This is a genomic window from Francisella persica ATCC VR-331, assembly GCF_001653955.1.
Taxonomy (GTDB): domain Bacteria; phylum Pseudomonadota; class Gammaproteobacteria; order Francisellales; family Francisellaceae; genus Francisella; species Francisella persica.
Genome location: NZ_CP013022.1, coordinates 947993 through 972769 on the forward strand (window position 1 = coordinate 947993; position 24777 = coordinate 972769).

Below are 24777 nucleotides of genomic sequence, written 5' to 3' on the forward strand. Positions count from 1 at the left end.
TTGTGTTATGTGTGGAATAGTAGGTGCTAACTCTACAAGAAATGTTACTAATATTTTAATCGAAGGTTTAAAAAAACTAGAGTATAGAGGTTATGATTCTGCTGGTTTGGCAATAATTGACGAAAAAAATCACATAGATATATGTAAAGAAGTTGGTAAAGTTGTTGAGCTAGAAAAATCTGTGCATAATTTAGTTAACTTTAAAGGTGATATAGGTATCGCTCATACTAGATGGGCAACTCATGGTAAACCATCTAAGAGTAATTCTCACCCTCATGCTTCTGAAAGCTTTTGTATAGTTCATAATGGTGTCATAGAGAATTTTGCTGAACTTAAAAAGATTCTAATTAATGATGGTTATAAATTCATGTCGGATACTGATACCGAGGTTATCGCCCACTTATTGCAAAAAGGGTGGCGTGATAATCTTTGTATAGTTGAGAATGTTAAGTATGTTATATCTATGCTTAAAGGAGCTTATGCACTAGCAATAATCTCACAAAAATTCCCTGATAAAATTGTTGCGGTACGCTCAGGCTCGCCACTTGTAATTGGCGTTGGTATAGATGAGAATTTTATTTCATCAGATTCGTTATCATTGTTACCGGTTACAAATAAATTTTCTTATCTTGATGAAGGTGATATTGCAATTATTTCAAAAGATGATGTTGAAGTTTTTGATAATAATGGTGTAGCAAAAAAGCTTAAAGTTGAAGAATATAATTACTCATCAGCGAGCGCCTCTAAAGATGGTTATAAACATTATATGCTCAAAGAGATATATGAACAGCCAGAAGCTGTTTCAAATACTATCTTAGCATCATTAGCTGATGACGAAATTAGTTTAGATAGTTTTGATAAAAGAGCTGAAGAATTATTTGAGAAAACTAAACATATTTGTATTGTTGCATGTGGAACTAGCTATAATGCTGGGATGACAGCAAAGTATTGGATTGAAAACTATGCAAAAGTTCCATGTAGTGTTGAAATAGCAAGTGAGATCAGGTACAGAGATAATGTTGTAGTTGATGGTTCTTTGTTTGTGAGTATTTCTCAATCTGGTGAAACAGCTGATACTTTAGAGTCGCTTAGAAAGAGCAAAAAGCAAAATTATGTTGGTAGTATGTGTATTTGTAATGTGCCAAATAGTTCGCTTGTGAGAGAGTCTGATATTGCTTTTATGACAAAGGCTGGTATTGAGATTGGTGTAGCTTCCACTAAAGCATTTACAACACAGCTAGTTGCATTAGCGATATTTACACTAGTAATGGCTAAACTCAAAAATAGTTTATCAGATCAGCAGATAGCTAAATATACTGAAGAACTCAAAAATATCCGAGCTTTGGTTATGGGAGCATTAAAACTAGATGCTGAAATAGATCAGATAAGTGAGTATTTTTCTGATAAAGAGCATACTATCTTTTTAGGGAGAGGATTATATTATCCTATAGCTATTGAAGGAGCATTAAAACTTAAAGAGATTTCTTATATCCACGCTGAAGCGTATCCATCAGGGGAGTTAAAGCACGGTCCTTTAGCTTTAGTTGATAAGAATATGCCAATAGTTGCAGTTGTGCCAAATGATGAATTATTAGATAAAATTTTATCTAATCTACAAGAGGTGCATGCTCGAGGTGGTAAGCTAATTCTTTTTGTCGATAAAACTATTAAAGAAAGAGTTAATTTCAATAACAGTATTGTATTAGAATTAGATACAGGTCATGATTTTAGCGCACCTGTAGTATTTACTATACCACTTCAGCTATTGTCGTATCATGTAGCTATAATCAAAGGTACAGATGTTGATCAACCTAGAAACTTAGCTAAATCTGTAACTGTTGAGTAAAGTCTAAACGTTTTGCTTTCTAATCATTTATTTTTTCGAAGATGCTAATCACCAGTCTGCAGTTAGTTTTAAACATAAGTAAAGTGGGTTTATGGACTTTAATAATCTGTTATGATGTAGTCATTCAGATAATGACTCAAAATGATTTTGATGAGCTATTTGAGATTGTCAAAGATCATGAAATATAGGTGCAACGTAATGATAAAATACGATGTGAGTTAAATGGCTTTAGAAGGTTATTTAAAAGCTTGGTTTTAACAATCCGCAAAATTTTATATGTTATTTTACTTAAAATAAATTGGTTAGTTCAACTAGATATTATGAATATAATTTTAAGTAATCATCAAATATATACCATTCTATACCAAAAAAATACTGTGGTACCGAACTTAAATAGAAAAGTTTAAAAGATACTGCTAGACTATGCTTTTAAATTTGTTGATGATGTGTTTTTTTGATGTCTGGGATAAAAACTTTAGCTCACAAAAAGCAGTAGCTAAGTTAGGCGCTAAAATTTATAACAGAGATGTTACAAGAAATAATTTAGTATTTAGATTGACTAAAAAAGATTGGCAGCATAGTATAATATTCTAGATTAAGTAAAAGTTCTTATCTGAGAAGTTCTTGCTCTTTTGATGGCTTGGCGTTTTGCTATCTTTCTTTTTTCTGTTGGCTTTACGTAGTGCTGTCTATCTCTAAGTTCTTGCTTGATACCAGCTTTTTCGCAAGCGCGTTTGAAGTTTCTTAAACTTATATCAAATGGTTTGCGCTCATCTACTCTAATACTTGGCATTATAGTACCTCAATATTGATAGCTTCAGGACCTTTTTTACCTTCTTGAGTTTCAAAAATAACTTGCTGACCTTCAGCTAGAGTTTCACCATTTAATTTTGATATATGTACAAATACATCTTTTCCACCATTTTCAGGCGTGATGAAACCAAATCCTTTTTGATCATTGAAAAATTTTACTGTACCTTGTGATCTATTATTCATTTTTATTCTCTTTAGTTTTTTTATTTATTTAGTTTTAGCTATAAAAGCTAGATTTATTAGTGTATGGAATTATCAAATGACAATTTAAGAGATTAAGCAAAAATTGAAATTAAATAACGAAAATTTAAATTGAGTAGAAATTTTCTTTACCCTTACGAAAGTAGATTGTAGTACAAAATACTACTAAAAGATATACGTAGCTAGCAAAATATTTAAAGTAATCTAAAATTGCTACTAAGTATTTGTCGAGACTACTAATTTGTATGAGCTCAAACTTAATCTAACTTATCTCTTCTAGCTTTGAGTAAACGCTTTAGCTTTATTCCATTGCTGTACTAGAGGTTTTAGAGCTTATATTTTTGTGCAAACTCAGTCTCTAAATCTATGTTATATGCATTGTTAGTTCAAGTAAAATTTTAAATGTAAGTTCTGCTTTTGATTTCTTTCTACATTATTTCATTTGTCATTCACCAATTTTTTATTTGCATACTATTTATTGATCGATTATATTTATTTTAGTTTTGCAATAATTTTAACATCCTTTCGTAACATCTATATATTCATCAACTGATGGTTTATAATATATAAAATAATAATTTCTTAAAATTAAATATTGATTGCTGATGAGTCAAATAATAATAAAAACTCCACAAGAAATAGAAAAAATGCGTGTTGCTGGTAGGTTAGCAGCAGAGGTTTTAGAAATGATTACTCCTTTTGTTAAAGAGGGAGTGACAACTGCAGAACTTGATAGAATTTGCCATGAATATATAGTCAAAGACCAGGATGCATATCCAGCACCGCTTAATTATAATGGTTTTCCTAAATCTATTTGTACCTCAATAAACCATGTTGTTTGTCATGGAATTCCAGCTGATAAAAAGCTTAAAAATGGTGATATAGTAAATATTGATATCACAGTTAAAAAAGATGGCTATCATGGTGATACAAGTAAGATGTTTATGATAGGCAAGCCATCAGTTATAGCTAAAAAGCTAGTTGAAGTTACTCATGAATGCTTATGGAAAGGTATAGAGGTTGTCAAACCTGGCAATCATTTTGGAGATATCGGTGCAGTTATAGAAAAGCATGCAAAGAAGTTTGGTTATTCGATAGTTGATGCTTTTTGTGGTCATGGAATTGGTGCTCATTTTCATGAGCCACCTCATGTTATGCATAATGGTAAGGCCGGTACAGGTGCGATGTTTGAAGAAGGAATGATATTTACAATCGAACCAATGATAAACATCGGTAAAAGAGCAGTGTCAGTGCTAAAAGATGGTTGGACTACCGTTACAAAAGACCGATCACTCTCAGCGCAATGGGAGCATACAATTTTGGTTACAAAATATGGGTATGAAGTCCTAACACTAAGAGAAGAAGAAAAAAACTAGTATGTCAAAACAAGTAGCTCAGAGGCTGGTAAATCAAAAGTGTAATCTTTTACGAGCCCAAAATGAAGAGATTACTGTCAATAAAGTTCGAAAACTTATTGGTGGTGGTGTATCTATTATTGATTTAGTAGAAAAGGTTACTTTATATAAAGAGGATAAAAAGCAAGCTTTAGCAGTTGCAGAGCAAGAAACACTAGAGATTAATCAGCCAGTGCATGATGAACTACTTGAAACTGTAAGAAGTACGCTAAAAAATTTTGGTGTTGATAGAGATAATATTGCTTTTAGTTTACGCAACAATATTATGCAATATATTCAACAACAAATATCTAAAAGTACTACTAAGCTCAAGTACAAGCAGGTTGAGCTTTCTAATAAAAATGATAGTTTAGAAATTTCTAATCTTAGCTTAGAACGTTGCTATAAAGAATTACTAGAAAAATATACTCAACTCAAAGAAGAAGTGTATAGTATAAAACAAAGTTATAATACGAAGTCTATCAAGTTCTTAGAAAAAGAAACAACAGATAAAATGCTCTTAGCTTGGGAAGATTTTAAGGGTATCAAAGAGCAATTAGCTAGCTTGGCGATTTATTCTAAGATTGCTGCGTATGATAAAAGTGGTGTTATTGTTATTAAGTTTCCAGCAACAGATTTTTTGACTCAAGAATGTAGAGCTGGAGTAAGTAGATACCTAAAGGCAAAAACTGTATTTGATTATAATATTCAAGCTTGGGTTCTCTCTGGCTTTAAGGATATTCTAAAAACTTTAGATTTTTTAGAAAGAAATAAGTTTGTTTTTTCAAAAGAACTACAAACTATAGCCTATCTTAGAAGACATAAGAGTTAAGCCTACAAAATGTTTTTGAACGCTAGTAGCTAATTGTCTAGTATAGTGGGCTTTGTTAATATATTATTTAAAAATAAGTTACTTAATATTTTCTGTATATACATGGATTTATTCTCAAGTTTAGAAAGAACTCGCTCTGTAGCTGAATTTTCCGAACAAGCATACCTAAATTACTCAATGTATGTGATCCTTGATAGAGCTTTGCCACATATTTCTGATGGTCTTAAGCCAGTACAAAGGCGTATCATATATGCGATGAGTGAAATTGGTTTAAGTCATTTATCTAAGTATAAAAAATCAGCGCGTACAGTTGGTGATGTCTTAGGTAAATACCATCCTCATGGTGATAGTGCTTGTTATGAAGCTATGGTATTGATGGCACAAGACTTTTCCTATCGTTATCCTTTTATTGATGGTCAGGGTAACTGGGGATCTATAGATGATCCAAAGTCATTTGCAGCGATGCGTTATACTGAGTCGCGTTTATCTAAATATGCGGTATTACTTCTAGATGAATTAAAAAAAGGCACTGTAGATTGGGTCAAAAATTTCGACGGGACAATGGATGAACCTAAACTTTTGCCTGCTCAGGTGCCAAATATTTTACTTAATGGTGCTATGGGTATTGCTGTGGGGATGTCGACATATATTCCACCACACAATATTACAGAGATTATAAATGCTTGTTTACAATTATTGTCTAAGCCTAATTCGATTATTGAGGAAATTCTTGAGATTGTCGAGGCTCCTGACTATCCTGGTGGTGCTAATATTATCAGTAGCAAACAAGAAATTGCCGAAGTATATAAGTCAGGTAATGGATCGATACGCCAGCAAGCAGTTTATGGATATGATAATCATGGTAATGTTGTGATTACAAAATTACCTCATCAGGTTTCGAGTGCCGCAGTAATGGAGCAAATTGCTAACGAGCTTAAGCAACAAAAAATTACTTGGATAAAAAATATCCAAGATGAATCAGATGATAAAGAGCCTGTGAAAATAGTCTTATATTCGGCAACGACAAAGAAGAATATCAAGAAAATAATGGAACATTTGTTAGCGACTACAGATCTTGAGAAAAGCTATCGTGTCAATATGAATATGATTGGTTTAGACAATCGGCCACAGGTGAAAAATCTTTTAGATATACTTAACCAATGGCTAGAGTATCGTAAGCATACCTTACGAAGAAGACTACAGGCTAGCCTAGATAAGGTTTTAGACCGTTTACATATATTAGAAGGTTTATTGGTAGCATTTCTAAATATAGATGAAGTTATTGATATCATTAGAAACTACGATGATCCTAGTTTAGAGTTAAAAAATAGATTTGAACTTTCTGAAATCCAAGCTGACGCAATTTTGAATATTAGATTACGTAAGTTAGCAAAGATTGAAGAAATTGAGATTAAAAAAGAGCAAATGGAATTGCAAAAGGAAAGAGAATTACTTGAGGGTTATTTAAATAGTGAAGTTAAGTTTAGAAACTTAATGAAGAAAGAATTCAAGCAAATATTAGTAAATTTTGGCGATTCTAGACGCTCGAAAATTATTGCTGTAGAAAAGGCTCAAGCTCTAAAAGAAAAGGATCTGATGCCTAATGAGAGAGTAACTATTATCTTGTCAAAAACTGGTTGGATTAGATGTGCTAAAGGTGAAAATATTGATCCGTCAGGTTTAAGTTATAAGCCCGAGGATAAGCCATTTTTGGTAACTTCAGGTAGTAGTAATATTAAGCTGGTATTTTTTAGTAAGCTTGGTAAGGCTTACTCTATGTATGTAGATAAATTCCCATCTGCAAGAGGTTATGGTGAGCATATAACTACATATATCCCGCTGGATAAAAAAGATCAAATTATAAATATGGCTTTTGTAAATGCTGCTGGATATTTCTTAATTGCTAGTGAAAGTGGCAAAGGTTTTGTGATACCTGCTGAAGATCTTATTACAAATAAAATAACGGGAAAAAATATTTTTGATGCTGATAATGTCTTTAAGTTTATACCATTTGAGCAAGATCATAAGGTGCTAGCTATAAGTTCACAAGGTAGGATGATTGTACGTGATTTTGCTAGTTTTGTATTACTTAAAAAAGGTAAGGGTAAATCAATCATTAAGCTAGATAAAAAAGACAAACTTAAATTTATTGAGCTATTTACAGCAAATCAAGAGTTAACACTAAATGCGGGTAAGAGATTTATTCGTATTGATAGTAAAAATATTGAGACTTACTATAGCGATAAGCCATCTGGTGGTGGAGTGCTATTACCTCAAGGTTTTAGAAAAATAACCAAAATTGATATAGAAACTATAGAGAGTAAACAATGAAAAAAATTGCAATATTAGGAGCAATGGAGATAGAGATCCAACCAATTTTAGATAAGTTAGATAGCTATGAGACTATAGAGTATGCAAATAACAAATACTATCTGGCAAATTATCAGGCTAAAGAGCTTGTAATAGCCTATAGTAAAATTGGTAAAGTATTCTCAAGTTTGACGGCAACGATAATGATTGAGCGCTTTGGTGTTGAGGCATTATTGTTTATAGGTGTTGCCGGAGGACTGCAAGATTTAAAAGTAGGTGATATGATTGCTGCAACTGCTACAGTACAACATGATGTTGATGTGACAGCTTTTGGTTATCCATATGGTAAGATTCCTATTTCAGAAGTTAAGATAACAACATCGACTCGGCTTTTAAAACAAGCTCAAAATGTTGCTAATGAACTTGATATTAAGCTACACACTGGTGTTATTGCTACAGGAGATCAATTTGTCCATTGTGCAGATAGAAAAGATTTTGTGATCAAAGAGTTTGATGCAAAGGCTATAGAAATGGAAGGAGCAAGTGTTAATCTTGTTTGTAATGAAATGGGCGTGCAAAGTCTAATTCTAAGAAGTATTTCTGATACTGCTGATGGTAATGCGCCTGAAAATTTCGATGAGTTTGCTAATATGTCTGCTAAAAGGTCAGCAAACTTTGTAATGCAAATGCTTAGTAATATATAAATTTATCTTTGTATTGTTTATTTTTCGCTGTTATTAATAAAGCTCTAGATATCTCAATAATACATACCACTAGCAAAACTGGGTCTAAGAGATAGTTCCATATATTACCCTGTAAAATACCATTAAAGAATGCAACAGTAGCGATAACAATAATAATATTAAATAATGTAAATCTATTAGAAATCAAAAGTAGTATTAGTCCATAGGTAAATACGCCAGCTAATACTAAATATGCGTTATAACCAATGTCGTAAAGCTTATATGACACTATAAAGAATAAACCATAAAATATAATAAGCATTAATATAAAAGCTGTACTGGTATATGGAAAAATAATAGTTCTCTTACTTATAAATGTAGTTACTATAATAAATATCAGTAAGATAAATGAAGAAAAGCTAAAATAGTTTATAAATCCAGTAACAAAATAAAATATAGTCTCATTGTCAGAACTTATATTTATAAAGTTAAAGCAAAGTAGTATTAATATTGCTAGTAGTAATAATCTTTTAGGTAGAAGAGTAAATATTCTCAAAAAAAAGTATATCACAAAAAGGTTGGCTGTCAAAAGGTTATAATAGTTAAGCATTAGAATTTTCTCCTTTAATCTCAACAACTCTTATTGTCCCTTTAGCTTTATTAGAAAATGCTAAAATAATATTACTTTGATACAAAGTAAGTGCAGGGTATGAAAGCTCTCCTTTAGATTTATTTGGGAATTTATAAATATTTTGCCACTGTTGAGAATTATCTGCTTTGAAGGCTAGACTAAGATTGGAACGACTATTAGTAGAATTGTTGTAGGCTAATAGGATACCATTTTGTATTTTTATTGCGGCAATACCAGAGTCTGGATTATCAAGTCGTGTTGGTTTTACTTTTGACCATGATATACCACTATCAACGGTTTCGTTTGTATATATTTTTTTTATAGGACTATGCATCTGTCTATATAGAGCCAAAGCATGAGTTTTTGATAGTCGAATTACTGTAGGTTGTAAATTTATGCTATCATTAGTCATTTCTGAAACAAATGTAAGTTCACCATCATTATTAAAGACAAACCATCTACCTTTGAGATTATTAAATTCTTTGTATACAGGAATCGCAAATCTATTATTATCTAGTTCGATTGCTGATCCTCTTGTTAATGTGCTGAAATTAAATACTGGTGAAGAGATTATAGTTTTTGGTGTATTCCAAGTTTTACCTAGATCATTTGAGTACATAATATTTAAAGAAGAAGTTACCCATCCACCGCTAGATGAGGTAAAAACTAACCACAATTTTTTTCCTTGAGAATATATAATTGGGTTACCTAAATGATGAATATGTTTCTTAAATATATATTGAAACTTTTGTTTATCCATAACGGGTCTGATTTTATCGAAGTGCCACTTTCCAGCTACTTTCTCAGCTATTGCAAGCATTATCTTAGTATTTGGCGCAGTTTCTTGATTGCCACTATACCAAGTAATAAAAAGTTTATTATCAATAGTTGTCATTGATGAAGCATGATTATATTTGAGATATTTTAGATTAGCTATAGTCTTAACATTTAATTTTTTTGCAATATTATTATTTTTAAGTGTAGATATAGCAAAATAATAATTATGTTGAATACGAAAGTAATAGAAAACTAACAACAAAATCAAGTATATAAAAGCAAATATAAAAAATAGTTTTAGCTTATTTTTCATAGTTTTAAGAAATAATTTTTAGTAGCCACATCGTATTATTGTAATTTAATTAAGCTAAATATACTAACTTTTGCTTATGAATATCTAGAAAGTTTTAGAATATTGATTTTAAATTATGATTATTACGACTGAGGCTTGATAATGATTAGTTTTTTAGTGTTAATAATGTTAGTATTTTAGTAGAATAATTTTCTAATAGTCAAGTTATTGTGATTAATAAAAAGTTTATATCAAGTTGCATGTTGATTTTATCTAGTGCTATTGGCTATAGTCTCACGACACAACAAGTTAAATATTCTCAAAAAGCCATAGATGCATTAGCTAAAAAAGACTATAAATCATATTTTTATTATAAATCGAAACTCAAAGATACTAGTATTTACCCATATTTACAATATAAAGAAATAAGTACAGATCCTAATATTTTTAAGCAATCAACAATAGATGAGTATTTCAAGCAAGATAATAGCTATTGGCAAAACCGACTTAGTGATGATTTAGCGCAATATTATGCCAAAAAACATGACTGGAAGCTCTTTGGCAAGTATTATAAAGGCGATTTAGGGGTACCTGGTAAATGTTGGAGTATGCAAGCAGAATATGAATTAGGTAAAAAAACTAAAGCATTAAATGAATATGGCCAACTTTGGCAGAATCGAGTGTATATGCCTGCTGCATGTAATAAAATCCAAAAATATTGGGATAATTCTAATTATAAACCAAGAGCTTATCTAACAACTAAAGCATATACTCTTGCTTTTGCCAATAAGTTTGATGATAGTCTGTGGTTATTAAATACTTATGTCAAAGATAATAAAGATTATCTCAATTATATAAGTGCATGGAAACAAGCTACTAAAGATTCGAGTAAATTAGACAGTTTTATTAATAGGTTTAATAACTATAATTATTTTGACAAAGTCATTGTTGATATTTCTAGAGATTTAATAAGAAAAGACGCCGAGGGCTATGCAAGAGTATGGGATAATCTAAAAAATAAAAGATATCTAAGCACAAAAGTAAAACAACAGTGTATCTCAGCAATAGTGGTAAGTTTTGCAAGATCTAAATCATCACAAGCAAAACAGTGGCTAACTAGAGTAGATAAAAAATATCTCGATACGACAGCTTTGGAGTGGTTATTAAGAGTTGATTTATACAACAATAACTTTGCGGATTATATAAAAACATATAGTCAACTTCCTACTAAATCACAACAAAACCAAGCATGGAAATATTGGCTAGCATATAGTTATGATCAGCTAGGTGAGAAACAAAAAGCGGAGAAAATCTTTGCTGAATTAATACAACAACCGCTTGATTACTATTCATTTTTAGCGTCTGATAGGCTTGGTAAACCATATAATTTTGGTAATGATACTGCTACGGCATTAAGTAATAGTAAAAAACTACTGGCAGAAGATGCTACCGCACAGGCTATCGATTTATATCAGGTTGGTCAATACAAAGATTCAACAAGTATTTGGAAATGGGCAATCAGAAATAAGCTTAGAGATAAGCATATTGATGAGATTAAACAACTTGCAAGTTTAGCTGAAGTTAATCATATGTATTATGCGGCTATATTTAATATGTCAGTTATTGGTAATTATAATAATATTTATATGCTCTTTCCTAAAGCTTTCATAACCACAGTTAATCAAAATGCCCAAAAATTTGGTATTGATAAAGCTCTTGTTTTATCAATTATGCGTAAAGAATCATTATTTGATATTGAAGCGTGTTCTTCAGCTGGAGCAAAGGGATTGATGCAGGTTACAGAGCCAACCGCAAAATTTATTGCCCAAAAATATAAATTATCTTTAATTGGTGATAAATCTCAAGGTATGACTGGTCAGATATTTATTCCTGAGAATAATATTAAACTAGGTATAGCAAATTTATATTTCTTAGAGAAGCTTTTTGATAAAAATATTGTACTAGATATAGCTGCATATAATGCTGGCCCAGGTAATGTTGCTAAGTGGCTAAATGAAAAGGAAGCCCCAGCTGCGATTTGGATAGAAAATGTACCATTTGGTGAGACACGGCACTACATTCGTAATGTGCTTGTATACATGATTGTTTATAATAATTTTGTATTTAAAGATAAAAAATATCATATTAGTAATTTTTTAGATTATAAAATATCTAATAAGCAAAGTTTTAGGAAATAGTACTAGCGACTACTAAAGAGTATTCTAAATCAACATTTTATAGAGATATAAATAGTATATAATCATAATAAATATTTTATTGTGTTTAGGAATTAGAGAATTGTGTGTATAATAAAACAATGTCAAAAGAGAAATTTCCTGGCGTATTTTTTGACATATGTGGGCTGTAACCCTAACAATTTAAATAACTTTAACCACCTCATTAGTATTTAATTTAGGTTTGTTTTATTATGTTACTCAAATGGCAATGAGTTTATCATTTTTTATGTTTAGTATTTTTGCAATTTTATTTGCGACATTATCAGATGTATTTACTGCTAAAAAGTACTATTTCCCCCAGAGTCTATTAATATTTGGATTAATCGGTTTAGGGCTATCAAGATAGTATCTATATTGTTTATATCTGTTTTGTTAGTTTGGGATTTGGTACTGGTTGTTATTCATCTATTGCTAGATCACTTAGTATCACTAAATGCTGATAATAACAATTAAATGAAAAAAGATTATTCAGTATTATCAATAATGATAATTGTTGCACCAATAGTTAGTACATATTTAGCATTGTCTCTTATTCCTATTTCATATAGATTTGCTTGTTTTTGTATGGTGATGATAGAAATATTATGGTTTATATTTTCAGTTAGCATATTAAGAGCTGATGCGCAAAAACAATTGTAATTTCAGCATCAAAAATGCTGTTAGGTTTTGTTCATGCTTTGTCACAACCAGGATATTTGTTGAGTGTCATGATTATAGCGATACTTTTTTTCTTTTTCGCTCGGTTGTTTTAAAGAGCTCATTTAAAGGATTATTTGTAGATGAATTAAATATATCTAATAAATGTTTTAAATCTGATTTTAGTAACATCTATTATATATTTTAAGGTTTTTAGCTATCGAATCAAGTAGAGAAAAGCCATAAGAAACGCTACAACCTTGGGATTTTAGCGATGGTTTTTATTTTTATAGCTCTTATAGTTTTTACAGGTGTCATCATAGTACTGTGACAACTCTGAATTTAATATGTTATTTTGTGGCTATTTTATACCTATGACAAACAGGTACGGCTATGAGTAATATTACTTAAAGGCCATGGGCACAGCTGCTACTATGATAATATTTTCTGTAGCATTGTGTATGTTGTCTATATGGGAGTTTTATGAAAGCTCATCTTAATATGTCTAACTATAATTTTATGCTTCTAGCATTGTAGGTTAGTTTTAGTTTGGCACTACTACTCAACATTATTGTAGTTTTTGGGGGTTGAGAGAAAGCAATGGTAACAAACGATCGTGTATTTTAAAGATATTTTTAAATATTTTAAAAAATACTGCAAACCTGATGTAACAAAGTTCTGTGAGTCGCTAGAAAAGCAAATACTGTATGTATAAATTATTTTAAGGCTAAGACTGTCTCTACATATTTGATTTAGAACATAACACGCCAACAAGAAAAACTGTAAGCCTTTCCAATGTGTTATTTGCTGCTAGATAATTATTAGGGGATTTTTGTTGATTAATTATATATGTTGATATGCTAAATATTAGGTACAGTGATGGTGTATACTCTTATATAGCTATTAATTTTATAATAATATTTTGCAGTTCTAGCAAGATACTTATTAATTTGAGTAGTATTTATTAATACTGGCTGACAAGAAAATTTTGATAAATTAATTCATAGTATAAATAGTATAAGTTTCGCTAACTTTATACCCAAAATTCGCAACTATAGTTCCACCATTTCTAAACATATTAGTTTGTTGCTTCCAACCACAATTAGCAATAAACAATAACTTTTTGAAGGTTTTTTGCTAGTATCATCATGATTATTAATGTTGAGTAATTTTTAGGTAATTTATAAAGACCACTAGTATCTTTTTTAAAATTGGATACCATATTAGTATGTGTAAAAACGAAAGCAAATAGTAAAACAAAGCCTAATATAAATAAAAAAACTTTTAGTAGTCATTATTTCTATAAAAGTTGTATAATGTCGGTTCTTTATTAAAAGAATTGTTACAGCAAAACTTATTACAATCATATAGTTTTAAGTTATTTATATTTATAACTAAGTTCATATTTTTAAAAAAGTATCTACAATGATTTCTCATCTTATAGTTTTATTGTCTATGATTGATAGTACTAGATAATATTTTTGCTATTTTAAGGTTTTTTATATGGCTATAGTTTTTTTATAAAAATATAATTAAAATATTAGTTTTGAGTATGTAATTTTTAAAAACCATTTAAGGAGCAGAGTTAAAATTATTTTTTTATTAAAACACCAGTTGTCTATAATTATGAGTAAATTATTGTTTCAACCGTATTTTAGCGATAATAAAGTCTTTATAGCTGCCTAGCTACTTCAAAGATATAAAATTTCCTTTTATTCCCATAAAATTAACATAGAAACATTAAATGACTTACTCTCAATTATTACTACAAGTATGCTTACAATAATAGTCTTTGGTAGTAGGTTATATAGTAGATGCTTATAATCCAGCTAGTAATGCTTATCACACTCTCATATTAACTTTATTGCTAAAGGATAATTCTTCACAAAATGCTCACTCTAATTTTATTTATGGTTTTATTTATGGAGTAGTTGCCACTATTGGTGTTAAGTCAGAAATATTTAATCAAAATGGTATATTGTTTATTTTTAAAACTACTATTTTAGTATTTAATTATAGTAATTTCTACTTTTATAATTGCCAAACTTGGTCAAGTAAGAATTTCATTAGCTAAGTTCACGAAAATATCAAGAAGTATATGAAAGATCCATATATGGACTGCAATAAGTTTACTGTTGATGAAATGCTAAAAAGTGTTCCTATCTATATAGGGGAATATAGTTTTTAAAACTGATATTTCTCCAGAAAATTTAAATACATTATGCAAAAAAAAATAATGAAAAGTATATATCATATGGGCACAATGGTAAGCATTTAATAAGTTCCTTATATATTGGCCTATAAGCTCATCTAAACACCTCTCTCTCAAGGAAACATTAGATGAAGTAGTTAAAAAAATTATGTTCTATCAAGAAAGAGTTATGCAGGTAATACCCTTTGGGGGCTTACAATACTTAGTGAAATCTCAGCAAAAGCAGTTTTTAACAATGATCCTTATACTCCTTATTATAGCGATTGATCTTCTTATAGGTATACTAGATAGTTTATTTGAAACACAACCTAGTCAAAATGTAATTTATAAGAATTTATATGTAAAAGAGATCACTATAAACAGTTTATTAATAAGTAGTTGAACACATTAGAAGTTATGGGAGTAGTAATGTTATTAGTGGCTAAACATCTACAAAATAGTATAGCAAACGTTGCTAAGTAACTTAAAAATGATGACGAAAAATTTGTTAAATATTTGGAACAAAATATAAATTAGTAAACTTTATGTAAAGTAATTTAAAAGCACACACAAGAAAAGAGAATAGATCATTATTAATCTACATCTGTCCGTTATGATATACAGTTGTAAATATAGTAACATAATCTGAACCTAAGTTAATTATAATTCCAGAAAATGCTTATTGGCGTGTAATATCATAAGGATATAAATATTCAATAATTTTTTAATCATTTTGTATTATAAATTTTAACGGTAAATATTGTCTGCATGCAGCTATTGGATTAGTAATACAATTTTGCGTGTTTCAAATTATATTTTTTTTGAAAAAAGTACTGGCATATATATGCTAAACGCACTCTGAAATGCTGTAGTATTTGGTTCATTATAGATGTTACCTTTAAAATTCAACAACGTTGTAATGGGGTAATTTATATCTGAACCCATTATTTATATCTATCTACACGTTATTTGCATATACTGTTATCATACAAAAAATATCGTTATCGATGAGCCTATTTGTTTAATCATAATTCTATCCAAGTTTTATTAATTCATAATTATAAATTTTCTGTTCATTCACCTCTGATAGCTGCTCAGTTTACTAATTATCAATGCATATTGAACTTTTAGAAAAAAATCTAAAGTTTGCAAAACTCTCAATTTCTTTTTTGTGTACAGAACCTAATAAAATAGATTGTTTTAATTATTGTAAGATTTTGTTTTTTCGTTTATTTTTAGTTTAAATAATACCTTAAGCTCGTAGCTTATATAGTTTTTGAATTTAAGTTAAAGTTAAAATGATAAAGTTTAAGCAAACAGATCAATTATTAAATAAGTTTCTAACTTAGGCTACTTTTATAGTAATATTTGTAGTTAAGTTCATAATTTAAAAAATATCTACAATGATTTCTCACCTTAGAGTTCATACTGGATTTTCTATTGTTGATAGTACAGTGCGCCTAGGCGATCTTTTTGCAAGAGCAAAAGATAAAAATATTGTTGCGATAGCTCTCACTGATGTGTGTAATTTGTTTGCGGCAATTAAGTTTTATAAACAAGCATTAGCTAGTGGGATTAAGCCAATCTTTGGTGTGGAACTGAAGATTGATACTGAATTTGGTATTGCTGATTTAGTGTTACTAGCAGAAAACAATTATGGCTATCAAAATATGGTTAATTTGATTTCTAGAGCATATCAACAAGCAGATAGATTTGGTTCAATCCCTATTATACCTAAAGCTTGGCTTAAAGAGGTAAATCTAGAACATATTATTTGCTTAAATGGTGGACAGCATGGGGAGTTAGGCAAAGCTATCTTAGCCAAAGATTATATTAAGGCAGATGAAATTATTACTCAAAACATTGCGATATTTGGGGCTAATAATTATATTATCGAAATTCATAAGTTAGAGTATGAAAATGAAGGTTTGTATAATGAAAAAGCTCTAGAATATGCAAGTAAGTATAATCTCATAGCTGTAGCAACAAACTTAACTGTATTTATGGAAGCAGATGATTATGGTATTCATGAAATTAGAGCTTGTATCAATGAGAAAACAACAATCTTAGATGAGTCGCGTAAATCTAAATTTACTAGAGAACAATATCTAAAATCAGCTGATGAAATGTATGAAACTTTCTCTGCACTAACAGTGCTTGTAGATAATACTCTAGCGATTGCAAAACGCTGTAATGTCACATTTGAACTAGGCAAGCCATGTTTGCCAACCATAGATATTCCGGTTGGTTTGACAGAAAAAGAATACTTTTCAAAATTATGTTATCAAGGCTTAGGTAAGCGTTTAGAAAAAATATTAGCTAATAAATCAGCTGATAAGCATGAAAATATCACAAAAGTCTATAAAGATAGGCTACAAAGAGAGATTGATATTATTTGTGATATGGGTTTTCCAGGATACTTTCTAATTGTTGAAGATTTTATCCGTTGGTCAAAAGAAAATAATATCCCAGTAGGACCAGGGCGTGGTTCTGGAGCTGGTTCATTAGTAGCGTATTCTTTGTTAATTACGGATATAGATCCATTACCGTATGGACTACTTTTTGAGAGATTTTTGAACCCTGAAAGGGTATCAATGCCTGATTTTGATATAGATTTTTGTATCCAAGGTAGGGATAGAGTTATCAAGTACGTTGAGCGAAAATATGGCAAAGATAGCGTTGCGCAGATTATAACCTATGGTACGATGGCAGCTAAAGGTGTTGTGCGTGACGTCGTGCGTGTAATGGGACAAAGTTTTAGTTTTGGTGATAGAATTGCCAAGCTTATTCCAGAAACACCTGGTACAACCTTTAAGAAAATTCTAAAAGAGGGAGAGCCATTATATGATGAAATGCGAGCAAATGAAGCAATTGCTGATGTTATTGAAAGAGCGCAAAAATTAGAAGGTTTGCCGCGTAGTTTAGGCAAGCATGCTGCAGGTATTGTAATTTCTCCAACGAAAATTTCAGATTTTGCACCGATATATTGTGAAGATAAAGGTGGCGATCTTGTTACCCAGTTTGATAAAGGTGATGTTGAAGATGTAGGTTTGGTTAAGTTTGACTTTTTAGGGCTAAAAAACTTAACGATTATCAATAATACTATTAAAAGCATTAAGGATAAAAGATCAGCTGATCAAAAGACTTTAGATATTGCTGATATACCCTTAGATGACAAAAAAACATTTAAGCTTTTGCAAGCAGGGAACACTACAGGAATATTTCAGCTTGAATCACAGGGTATGCGCCAGATTGTCAAGGATCTAGGTACTTCTAATTTTAAAGAGATTATTGCCTTAGTGGCATTATATCGCCCTGGGCCGATGGAGAATATTCCTACTTTTATTGATCGTAAGCATGGTAGAAAAAGAGTTACATACTTGCATCCTCTACTTGAGGAAGTGCTAAAAGAGACTTATGGTATCCCGGTATACCAAGAGCAGGTAATGCAAATGGCACAAAAACTAGCTGGATATACACTTGGAGCTGCCGATTTATTACGCCGTGCTATGGGTAAGAAAAAGCCTGAAGAAATGGAGCAACAACGTAAGATTTTTAAAAAAGGTGCTGCTAAATATCATGGCATCGATGCCAAACTTGCTGATGAAATATTTGACCAAATGGAAGCTTTTGCCGGATATGGTTTTAACAAATCTCATGCTGCTGCGTATGCACTAATTGCTTATCAAACAGCTTGGCTAAAAGCACATTATCCAGACGAGTATATGGCTGCTTTGATGTCTGGTGATATGGGAAATACTGATCAACTCGTTAAATTTATCCTAGATTGTAAAAATATGGGTATTACAGTCTTAGAACCAAATATTAATAAAAGTGTCTATGATTGTATAGCTATCTCAAAAGGTACAATCTTGCTTGGCTTAGGCGCTATCAAAGGACTTGGCAGTGAAGCAGTTAAAAGCATACTTACAGAAAGACAATCAGGTGGAGAGTTTAGCTCAATATTTGATCTATGCCGTAGAGTTGATTTACGCAAAGTCAATAAAAAAGCGCTTGAGGCTTTGTGCTTTGCTGGTGCAATCAAAGATATATCTAGAAATAGAGCTACAGCATTTAACTCTATTGAGAAAGCTATCAAAAATGCGGGTTATGTTAATGAGATGAACGCTGCTGGACAGGATGATTTATTTGGTTTTACAGAGCAACAGAGTGATACTGATACAGAGTTTGAAAAAGAATGTATAGTAGAAGAGTGGAACCTCAAAGAGTTACTAATCAATGAGAAAAAAGCTTTAGGAATGTACTTTAGTGGGCATATCATTGATGAGGAGAGTCATTGGCGCAATCATGTTAGCTTTAGTGATCTTAATAAGATTCAGCAGCCTAATATGGATGGTAATTTTGTGAGAATTATCGCAAGTATGATAACACCAGCTATACGCCGAAAGACTAAAACAGGAAAAGTTCTGTATATCATCAATATTGATGATGAGTTTGATAGAGCTGATTGTCTGATTAGTGAAGATGTTTTTGCTGCTGTTAAAGATAGCATTCAAGTTGATGATATCGTTGTTGTTGAGGGTAAAGTTAGTTGTGATGTACAGCGCGAGTGTAATAAACTAAGTGTAGACAAAGTCCAACTAATATCACAATATATTGATGAAAATTTTAGTAAAGTTGAACTAACATTAAGAAGTCAAAATGTAAATCCAACTAATCTCAAGAAAGTCCTTAGTAATCTCAAGGAAAATATAGACTCAACCAATACTCAAAAACAAAATACCTTAGAGATAACAATTTCTCTTGATGATGTTGTTGGTAAGTTTGATTATTTACAAAAGCCGTTTTCTATCTACAAATTTGTAAATGATGTTAGCAGGCTAATAGCCGATGGTAGTACTGTTAGTTTGAGTGTGGTTTAAATTTTAATATGTTATCCCTAAACTTGTTTGACTAATTTCACTAAGAGCTTTGAATAGTGACGTGTAATAGATGGTTTAGCTATATACTTATTAGCTAACATAAATAATGTTTTATATATAAAAGTGTTTATATCAGATATTAAGCAAAGGTTTATTAGCATAAAAATATGCTAGTTAATGACTTTACTTCATAAACTGGTGTACTACGAAGTAGCAGAAAATATTGAATCTGTAATATTAAGAGAAAAACAGCTTAATTGTTGGCAGAGAGATTGGAAGTTTAATTTGATTAATCATAAGTTTAGTGATTTTTACTATAGTTTGTAATAAAATGCTGAATACATACTCAGGATGACTACAAACACTATGTTTAAAATGTATATATGTTGTATGAATATCCAAATTTATACAATATAATGATCCAAATAACGAGGTCTTTTATCAAAAATGTAAACCTATAACAGACAAAAAGTGTTGAAATACAGAATATCATCACAGATATGCGTGAGAAAATGCATGTTAATGGTTATTGTACTTGCAGCTAACCAGGTTGGCTATGGTTATCAAGTTTTTATGATTGAGTTCGATAGCTATAATTACAAGGTATCCACTATATTTTGAAAGTGTGCCATACCAAGTATTTATAAACTCCAAGATTACGAAAAAAGCATCAAAGCAAAGAGTTTTTTGGTATAGTTGTTTTGAGTGTATTAGGTAATAAAAGAGGTAAACTTGCAGCATACACAAAGAGATTGAGTATGCAACATATAACCAAACATAGTGAGAAAATGGCTGGCAAACTTGATTCTGTAGCTGCTGTAATATTCAAGCATGAATTTAATCATTATTGTCTCTCTCTATGTTGATTTTATACTATAAATATGGGATAACGAAGAGCTGCAAGCTAAATTTTCTAGTGGGTGAGCTTAAAGCTTAGCAATTATGATTGATAATGTTAAGTAACGATAGTTAATCCAGCAAGATATATGCTAATCTTGTGGATTTGAGATTTTAGTGATTTTGTCACCTTTATTGCTTATATTAATTTGTTATCTTGGATTAATGTGGTACCCATAAGCTGCTTTTAGCAAAAATTAGTAAAATTTAACAAGTCTAATAAATTTTAAATAGTTAATTAGTTTCTCTATGATACAAAAAAACAGTTGTTATTACATAAGTTATGACAATTTGTTAGATGATTTTGAAATGTTTTTTATTGGCTTAATATGTTATTCTATAGAATAATTTTTATTGCTAAAAAAGGATTTTAATGTTTAAGAGCTTACCACTATTTATTGGATTAAGATATATTCGTGCAAAAAAACGTAATAGGTTTATATCTATTATTTCGGCAATATCATTTTTGGGTATTTCTTTAGGGGTCGCTGTACTTATCACAGTGATGTCAGTTATGAATGGTTTCGATCAGCAGATTAAGAACAGAATTTTAATGATGGTACCACCTTTAAAGGTTTATCAATTAGGTGGAGAGGTTACTGACTGGCCAACATTAGCCAAAGAAGTTGAGAAAAGTACCACAAGTGTCACAGCAGCCGCTCCGATAGTGGAGTCACAAGGGTTGCTTAGTGCAAATACTGCTGGTAGTACTACAGCATTTGTACAAATTCAGGGTATAGAGCCTAAGTATCAAACCAAAATAATCCCTGTAGCTGAGCATATAGTTGATGGTAAGCTATCATCATTAGATGATAACCAAAGATATAATATAATTTTAGGTAGTGTCTTAGCTAATAATTTAGGTGTTAAAGTTGGTGATAAAGTCACTTTAATTGTGCCAAAGATTAGCTTAACACCAGCAGGGATGATTCCGAGAATTAAGCAGTTTAGAGTATCTGGGATATTCTCTGTAAGCTATCAATACGATGCTTATTATGCTTTGATTAACATCAAAAATGCGCAAAAAGTTTTTGAAACAGGTAATTCGGTATCATCTCTTCAGCTAGGTGTAAAAAATATCTATGATGCGCCACTTGTGAAAAACAAGCTTAATGATGGTGCAATCCCCCCTTACTATTTCACTCGTGATTGGACAGATGAGAATAAATCTTTCTTTGATGCCTTAAAAATGGAAAAAACGATGATGTTTTTTATCCTATTGCTAATAATTACTGTTGCAGTATTTAACTTATTATCATCTTTAGTTATGGTTGTCACCGATAAGCGTAGTGATATAGCTATTCTTAGAACTATGGGGATGTCATCACGACAAATTATAACGGTATTTATATATCAGGGTTTTATTATTGGATTAATAGGTACAGTTATTGGTGTATTGCTTGGTATACTTCTTTCAACTTATGCTACAGAGATAGTTAATTTTATCCAGAATGTTACTGGTAAGCAATTTTTAAGTGCAAGTGTTTATCTTATAAATTATATTCCATCAGAGTTAATGTGGTCAGATGTTCTAAAAGTTACTTTAGTTTCTATGTTTTTAAGTTTCTTAGCGACACTTTATCCTGCTTGGAGTGCTTCTAAGGTTCAGCCAGTGGAGGCATTAAGATATGAATGATGTTGTTTTAAGTTGCAAAAATGTTTCAAAAAAATATACAGAATTTAAAACTGATATAGCTATCTTAAAAGATGTAAACCTTGAAATTAAAAAAAGTGAAAAAATTGCTATCCTCGGATTATCTGGATCAGGTAAGACTACACTATTAAATGTTTTAGGTGGACTAGATAAATGTAGTGCAGGTGAAGTATATCTGATGGGTGAGAGGTTTGATAATCAGTCTGTAAATAAGCGTGCAAAAATGCGCAATAAGCATTTAGGCTTTATTTATCAATTACATCATTTATTGCCAGAGTTTACAGCTATTGAAAATGTGATGATTCCATTAGTTATTACTAAAAAATATAGTAAAAAAGAGTCGATCAAACTTGTTAATAAAATTCTCACAAAAGTTGGTCTTGAGCATCGTGCTCATCATAAACCAGCTGAGCTTTCAGGTGGGGAGCGTCAGCGAGTGGCTATTGCTAGAGCATTGGTTACAAATCCAAACTGTATTCTTGCAGATGAGCCTACTGGTAATCTAGATAGTCAAAGATCAGAGAGTATATTTGCATTGATGCAACAGCTTAGTGATGATTTTGGGACTAGTTTTGTGATTGTCACACATGATGAAAAATTAGCTAGTCGTATGAATAAAATTTATAGCTTAGTAGATGGTGAATTAGAATTAGTCGAAAAGTCTAACTAGATTGTGGTTGCTATATTTTTACACTGCACTAATATATAGTTATTTCTATAAGTTCTAAAATTATGAAGACTGTTGTATTTGTCTATAAAGACACTCTAAAGTAATATAAATAAAAATTTTTACTAAAACTTAAAACCATCATGAGTATCATATTTAACAGTTGATGATTTTCTGAAGTTGTTGAAATTCTTGAAGAAGATTCTAGGATATTCTAAATCGTTTTAGATAGAGCTAGTTTCAATATTGAATTTTCATAATATTGCCCACTTGATACAAAAGTTGCAAATATTTGTGGCATCTGATTATAGTCAAAGTATTAAGCTTAATTTGTGTGACTTTAATCTAAATATCAACTTTTATACAGTATGATGTCTTAGCAGGTGAGGATTCTGACTTTCATCATAAAACTATCACAAATTACTTTAACTTATAATATTAAAACCTTTAACTTATTGAATTATGTTTTTACGTCATCTTTTAGCTAATGATGTCGTTAAACTACAAGAAAATAAAGCTCAATATGGCTGTATGCTAAATCATAATGCTGGTATTGTTGATGATTTGATTACTTATAAAGTTGATGCTGAACATTTTAGAATTGTTGTAAATGCTGGCAATAGAGAGTCAGATGTTGCATGGTTTATGGAAAATGCTAAATATTTTGATGTTACAATAATTACACAGACTGATCTAGCTATAGTTGCAGTACAAGGGCCAAAAGCTGTTGAGGTTCTTAAGCGTGTTGTTACTAAAGAAATTGCTGCTGAAATTGAAACACTTAAGCCTTTTTCATTTAAGTTTTTTAGTAAATGGATGATAGCGCGCACTGGTTATACGGGTGAAGATGGTTTTGAGGTAATTCTCCCTGCAGCGCAGGTAAAAAAAATCTGGAATAATCTGCTTGAAAGTGGCGCAAGACCTGCAGGTTTAGGTGCTCGTGATACGCTAAGATTAGAGGTAGGAATGCATCTATATGGTGCTGATATAGATACATCTACAACACCTTTAGAAAGGGGCTTGGGCTGGAGCGTTGATTTATCTGACCAGCATAGAGATTTTATTGGTAAGAAAGCATATCTTACTAAAAAAGCACAAGGATTTGATACTAAGTGGGTTGGTGTAGTACTAAAAGCAAAAGGTGTCCTTAGAGCAGGTCAAGAGATTGATTTTGATAATGGTGAAAAAGGCTATATAACAAGTGGTAGCTTTTCGCCAACTTTAAAAGTTGCTATTGCATTAGCTTATGTGCCTAAACAAGCTAATAACTCTGTGGTAAATATCAGAGGTAAAGAGCTAGAGATTGAGTTAGTTAAACCAAAGTTTGTTAAAAATGGTAAATCTTTGATATAAAGTACATAAGGTTCTTCAAAACAATTAATAGTAGTCAATACGGAGTTATAAAATGTTAAATGTTCCTAAAGAATTAAAATATACAAAGTCGCATGAGTGGGTCAAAATAGATGGCGATGAAGTGACTATAGGTATTACAGCGCATGCACAGTCTTTATTAGGTGATTTAGTCTATATTGAGTTACCAGAAGTAGGCAAAGAGAGTTTGCTACTGGTGATGATATTTGTGTCGTTGAGTCTGTCAAAGGAGCCTTTGATGTACATGCTCCTTTTGATGGTGAGGTAATTGAAATTAATGAATCTTTGATTGATAATCCTTCACAAGTAAATCATACACCATATAAAGATGGTTGGTTATTTAAACTTAAAATTTCTTATGAATTTCATTTAGCTGACTTGTTAACTGCTGATACTTATGCAAAAACTCTTGAGGATGCAAAAACTCTTGAGGATGCAAAAACAACAAATCTATTTTTTTAA

General features: G+C 30.9%; 14 protein-coding genes and 5 pseudogenes. 15 read left to right on the forward strand and 4 right to left on the reverse strand.

The window, feature by feature from the left end; genetic code table 11:
* Positions 1-7 precede the first annotated feature (7 nt).
* Together glmS and FSC845_RS04250 are read left to right on the forward strand one after the other, a co-directional pair.
* On the forward strand, positions 8-1846 hold the full coding sequence (glmS, locus tag FSC845_RS04245; RefSeq protein WP_064460862.1) for a glutamine--fructose-6-phosphate transaminase (isomerizing): 1839 nt from the start codon (positions 8-10) through the stop codon (positions 1844-1846).
* Between the two features lie 188 nt (positions 1847-2034).
* A pseudogene (locus FSC845_RS04250) lies at positions 2035-2440 on the forward strand (GNAT family N-acetyltransferase).
* Position 2441: 1 nt separating this feature from the next.
* Here the strand turns inward: FSC845_RS04250 and rpsU are convergent.
* Together rpsU and FSC845_RS04260 are read right to left on the reverse strand one after the other, a co-directional pair.
* The gene (rpsU, locus tag FSC845_RS04255) at positions 2442-2639 is read right to left on the reverse strand and encodes a 30S ribosomal protein S21 (RefSeq protein ID WP_064460863.1); all 198 of its coding nucleotides are present in this window, start codon (positions 2637-2639) and stop codon (positions 2442-2444) included.
* Positions 2639-2842, reverse strand: coding sequence for a cold-shock protein (locus tag FSC845_RS04260; RefSeq protein ID WP_064460864.1), 204 nt, complete (start codon positions 2840-2842; stop codon positions 2639-2641). Before FSC845_RS04260 ends, rpsU begins: the two co-directional genes overlap by 1 nt.
* Before the next feature lie 623 nt (positions 2843-3465).
* Here FSC845_RS04260 and map point away from each other — a divergent pair.
* From map to FSC845_RS04280, 4 genes are all read left to right on the forward strand, one after another.
* Complete coding sequence (map, locus tag FSC845_RS04265; protein ID WP_064460865.1) at positions 3466-4236, forward strand: type I methionyl aminopeptidase; 771 nt, start codon at positions 3466-3468, stop codon at positions 4234-4236.
* 1 nt (position 4237) lies between these two features.
* Complete coding sequence (locus FSC845_RS04270) at positions 4238-5086, forward strand: hypothetical protein (RefSeq protein ID WP_064460866.1); 849 nt, start codon at positions 4238-4240, stop codon at positions 5084-5086.
* A gap of 102 nt (positions 5087-5188) precedes the next feature.
* Complete coding sequence (gene parC, locus FSC845_RS04275) at positions 5189-7417, forward strand: DNA topoisomerase IV subunit A (RefSeq protein WP_064460867.1); 2229 nt, start codon at positions 5189-5191, stop codon at positions 7415-7417.
* Entirely contained in the window at positions 7414-8100 is a 687-nt protein-coding gene (locus FSC845_RS04280; protein ID WP_064460868.1) for a 5'-methylthioadenosine/adenosylhomocysteine nucleosidase, read from the forward strand. Before parC ends, FSC845_RS04280 begins: the two co-directional genes overlap by 4 nt.
* Here the strand turns inward: FSC845_RS04280 and FSC845_RS04285 are convergent.
* On the reverse strand, positions 8087-8689 hold the full coding sequence (locus tag FSC845_RS04285; protein ID WP_064460869.1) for a hypothetical protein: 603 nt from the start codon (positions 8687-8689) through the stop codon (positions 8087-8089). The genes FSC845_RS04280 and FSC845_RS04285 overlap by 14 nt on opposite strands.
* Positions 8682-9800, reverse strand: coding sequence for an exo-alpha-sialidase (locus tag FSC845_RS04290; RefSeq protein ID WP_064460870.1), 1119 nt, complete (start codon positions 9798-9800; stop codon positions 8682-8684). The genes FSC845_RS04285 and FSC845_RS04290 overlap by 8 nt, the downstream gene beginning before the upstream one ends.
* 209 nt (positions 9801-10009) lie before the next feature.
* Between FSC845_RS04290 and FSC845_RS04295 the strand changes: the two genes are divergently transcribed.
* The 9 genes and pseudogenes from FSC845_RS04295 (at position 10010) to gcvH (ending at position 24777) form a co-directional block, all read left to right on the forward strand.
* On the forward strand, positions 10010-11977 hold the full coding sequence (locus tag FSC845_RS04295; RefSeq protein WP_082343462.1) for a lytic transglycosylase domain-containing protein: 1968 nt from the start codon (positions 10010-10012) through the stop codon (positions 11975-11977).
* Positions 11978-12469: 492 nt separating this feature from the next.
* Positions 12470-12655: a hypothetical protein gene (locus FSC845_RS07840; RefSeq protein WP_144416473.1), complete on the forward strand. Its 186-nt coding sequence runs from the start codon at positions 12470-12472 to the stop codon at positions 12653-12655.
* 3591 nt (positions 12656-16246) lie between these two features.
* Positions 16247-19726, forward strand: a complete 3480-nt coding sequence (gene dnaE / locus FSC845_RS04310) for a DNA polymerase III subunit alpha (protein WP_064460873.1) — start codon at positions 16247-16249, stop codon at positions 19724-19726.
* 394 nt (positions 19727-20120) lie between these two features.
* Positions 20121-20602, forward strand: a pseudogene (locus FSC845_RS09680) (peptide deformylase); the annotation flags it as partial.
* A gap of 394 nt (positions 20603-20996) precedes the next feature.
* Positions 20997-22259, forward strand: a complete 1263-nt coding sequence (locus tag FSC845_RS04315; protein ID WP_064460874.1) for a lipoprotein-releasing ABC transporter permease subunit — start codon at positions 20997-20999, stop codon at positions 22257-22259.
* Positions 22252-22947: an ABC transporter ATP-binding protein gene (locus FSC845_RS04320; protein ID WP_064460875.1), complete on the forward strand. Its 696-nt coding sequence runs from the start codon at positions 22252-22254 to the stop codon at positions 22945-22947. The genes FSC845_RS04315 and FSC845_RS04320 overlap by 8 nt, the downstream gene beginning before the upstream one ends.
* A 62-nt stretch (positions 22948-23009) precedes the next feature.
* Positions 23010-23400, forward strand: a pseudogene (locus tag FSC845_RS07270) (lysine decarboxylase LdcC); the annotation flags it as partial.
* 9 nt (positions 23401-23409) lie between these two features.
* Positions 23410-24297: pseudogene (gene gcvT, locus FSC845_RS04325) on the forward strand (glycine cleavage system aminomethyltransferase GcvT); the annotation flags it as partial.
* 52 nt (positions 24298-24349) lie between these two features.
* Positions 24350-24777 (forward strand): annotated as a pseudogene (gcvH, locus tag FSC845_RS04330) (glycine cleavage system protein GcvH).

What these genes read in the sequence shown, in the direction of transcription:
- rpsU (WP_064460863.1), bottom strand. Translation starts at nt 2,639, where the DNA reads ATGCCAAGTATTAGAGTAGATGAGCGCAAACCATTTGATATAAGTTTA.
- glmS (WP_064460862.1), top strand. Translation starts at nt 8, where the DNA reads ATGTGTGGAATAGTAGGTGCTAACTCTACAAGAAATGTTACTAATATT.
- FSC845_RS04290 (WP_064460870.1), bottom strand. Translation starts at nt 9,800, where the DNA reads ATGAAAAATAAGCTAAAACTATTTTTTATATTTGCTTTTATATACTTG.
- FSC845_RS04260 (WP_064460864.1), bottom strand. Translation starts at nt 2,842, where the DNA reads ATGAATAATAGATCACAAGGTACAGTAAAATTTTTCAATGATCAAAAA.
- FSC845_RS04285 (WP_064460869.1), bottom strand. Translation starts at nt 8,689, where the DNA reads ATGCTTAACTATTATAACCTTTTGACAGCCAACCTTTTTGTGATATAC.
- FSC845_RS07840 (WP_144416473.1), top strand. Translation starts at nt 12,470, where the DNA reads ATGAAAAAAGATTATTCAGTATTATCAATAATGATAATTGTTGCACCA.
- FSC845_RS04270 (WP_064460866.1), top strand. Translation starts at nt 4,238, where the DNA reads ATGTCAAAACAAGTAGCTCAGAGGCTGGTAAATCAAAAGTGTAATCTT.
- dnaE (WP_064460873.1), top strand. Translation starts at nt 16,247, where the DNA reads ATGATTTCTCACCTTAGAGTTCATACTGGATTTTCTATTGTTGATAGT.
- FSC845_RS04280 (WP_064460868.1), top strand. Translation starts at nt 7,414, where the DNA reads ATGAAAAAAATTGCAATATTAGGAGCAATGGAGATAGAGATCCAACCA.
- parC (WP_064460867.1), top strand. Translation starts at nt 5,189, where the DNA reads ATGGATTTATTCTCAAGTTTAGAAAGAACTCGCTCTGTAGCTGAATTT.
- map (WP_064460865.1), top strand. Translation starts at nt 3,466, where the DNA reads ATGAGTCAAATAATAATAAAAACTCCACAAGAAATAGAAAAAATGCGT.
- FSC845_RS04320 (WP_064460875.1), top strand. Translation starts at nt 22,252, where the DNA reads ATGAATGATGTTGTTTTAAGTTGCAAAAATGTTTCAAAAAAATATACA.
- FSC845_RS04315 (WP_064460874.1), top strand. Translation starts at nt 20,997, where the DNA reads ATGTTTAAGAGCTTACCACTATTTATTGGATTAAGATATATTCGTGCA.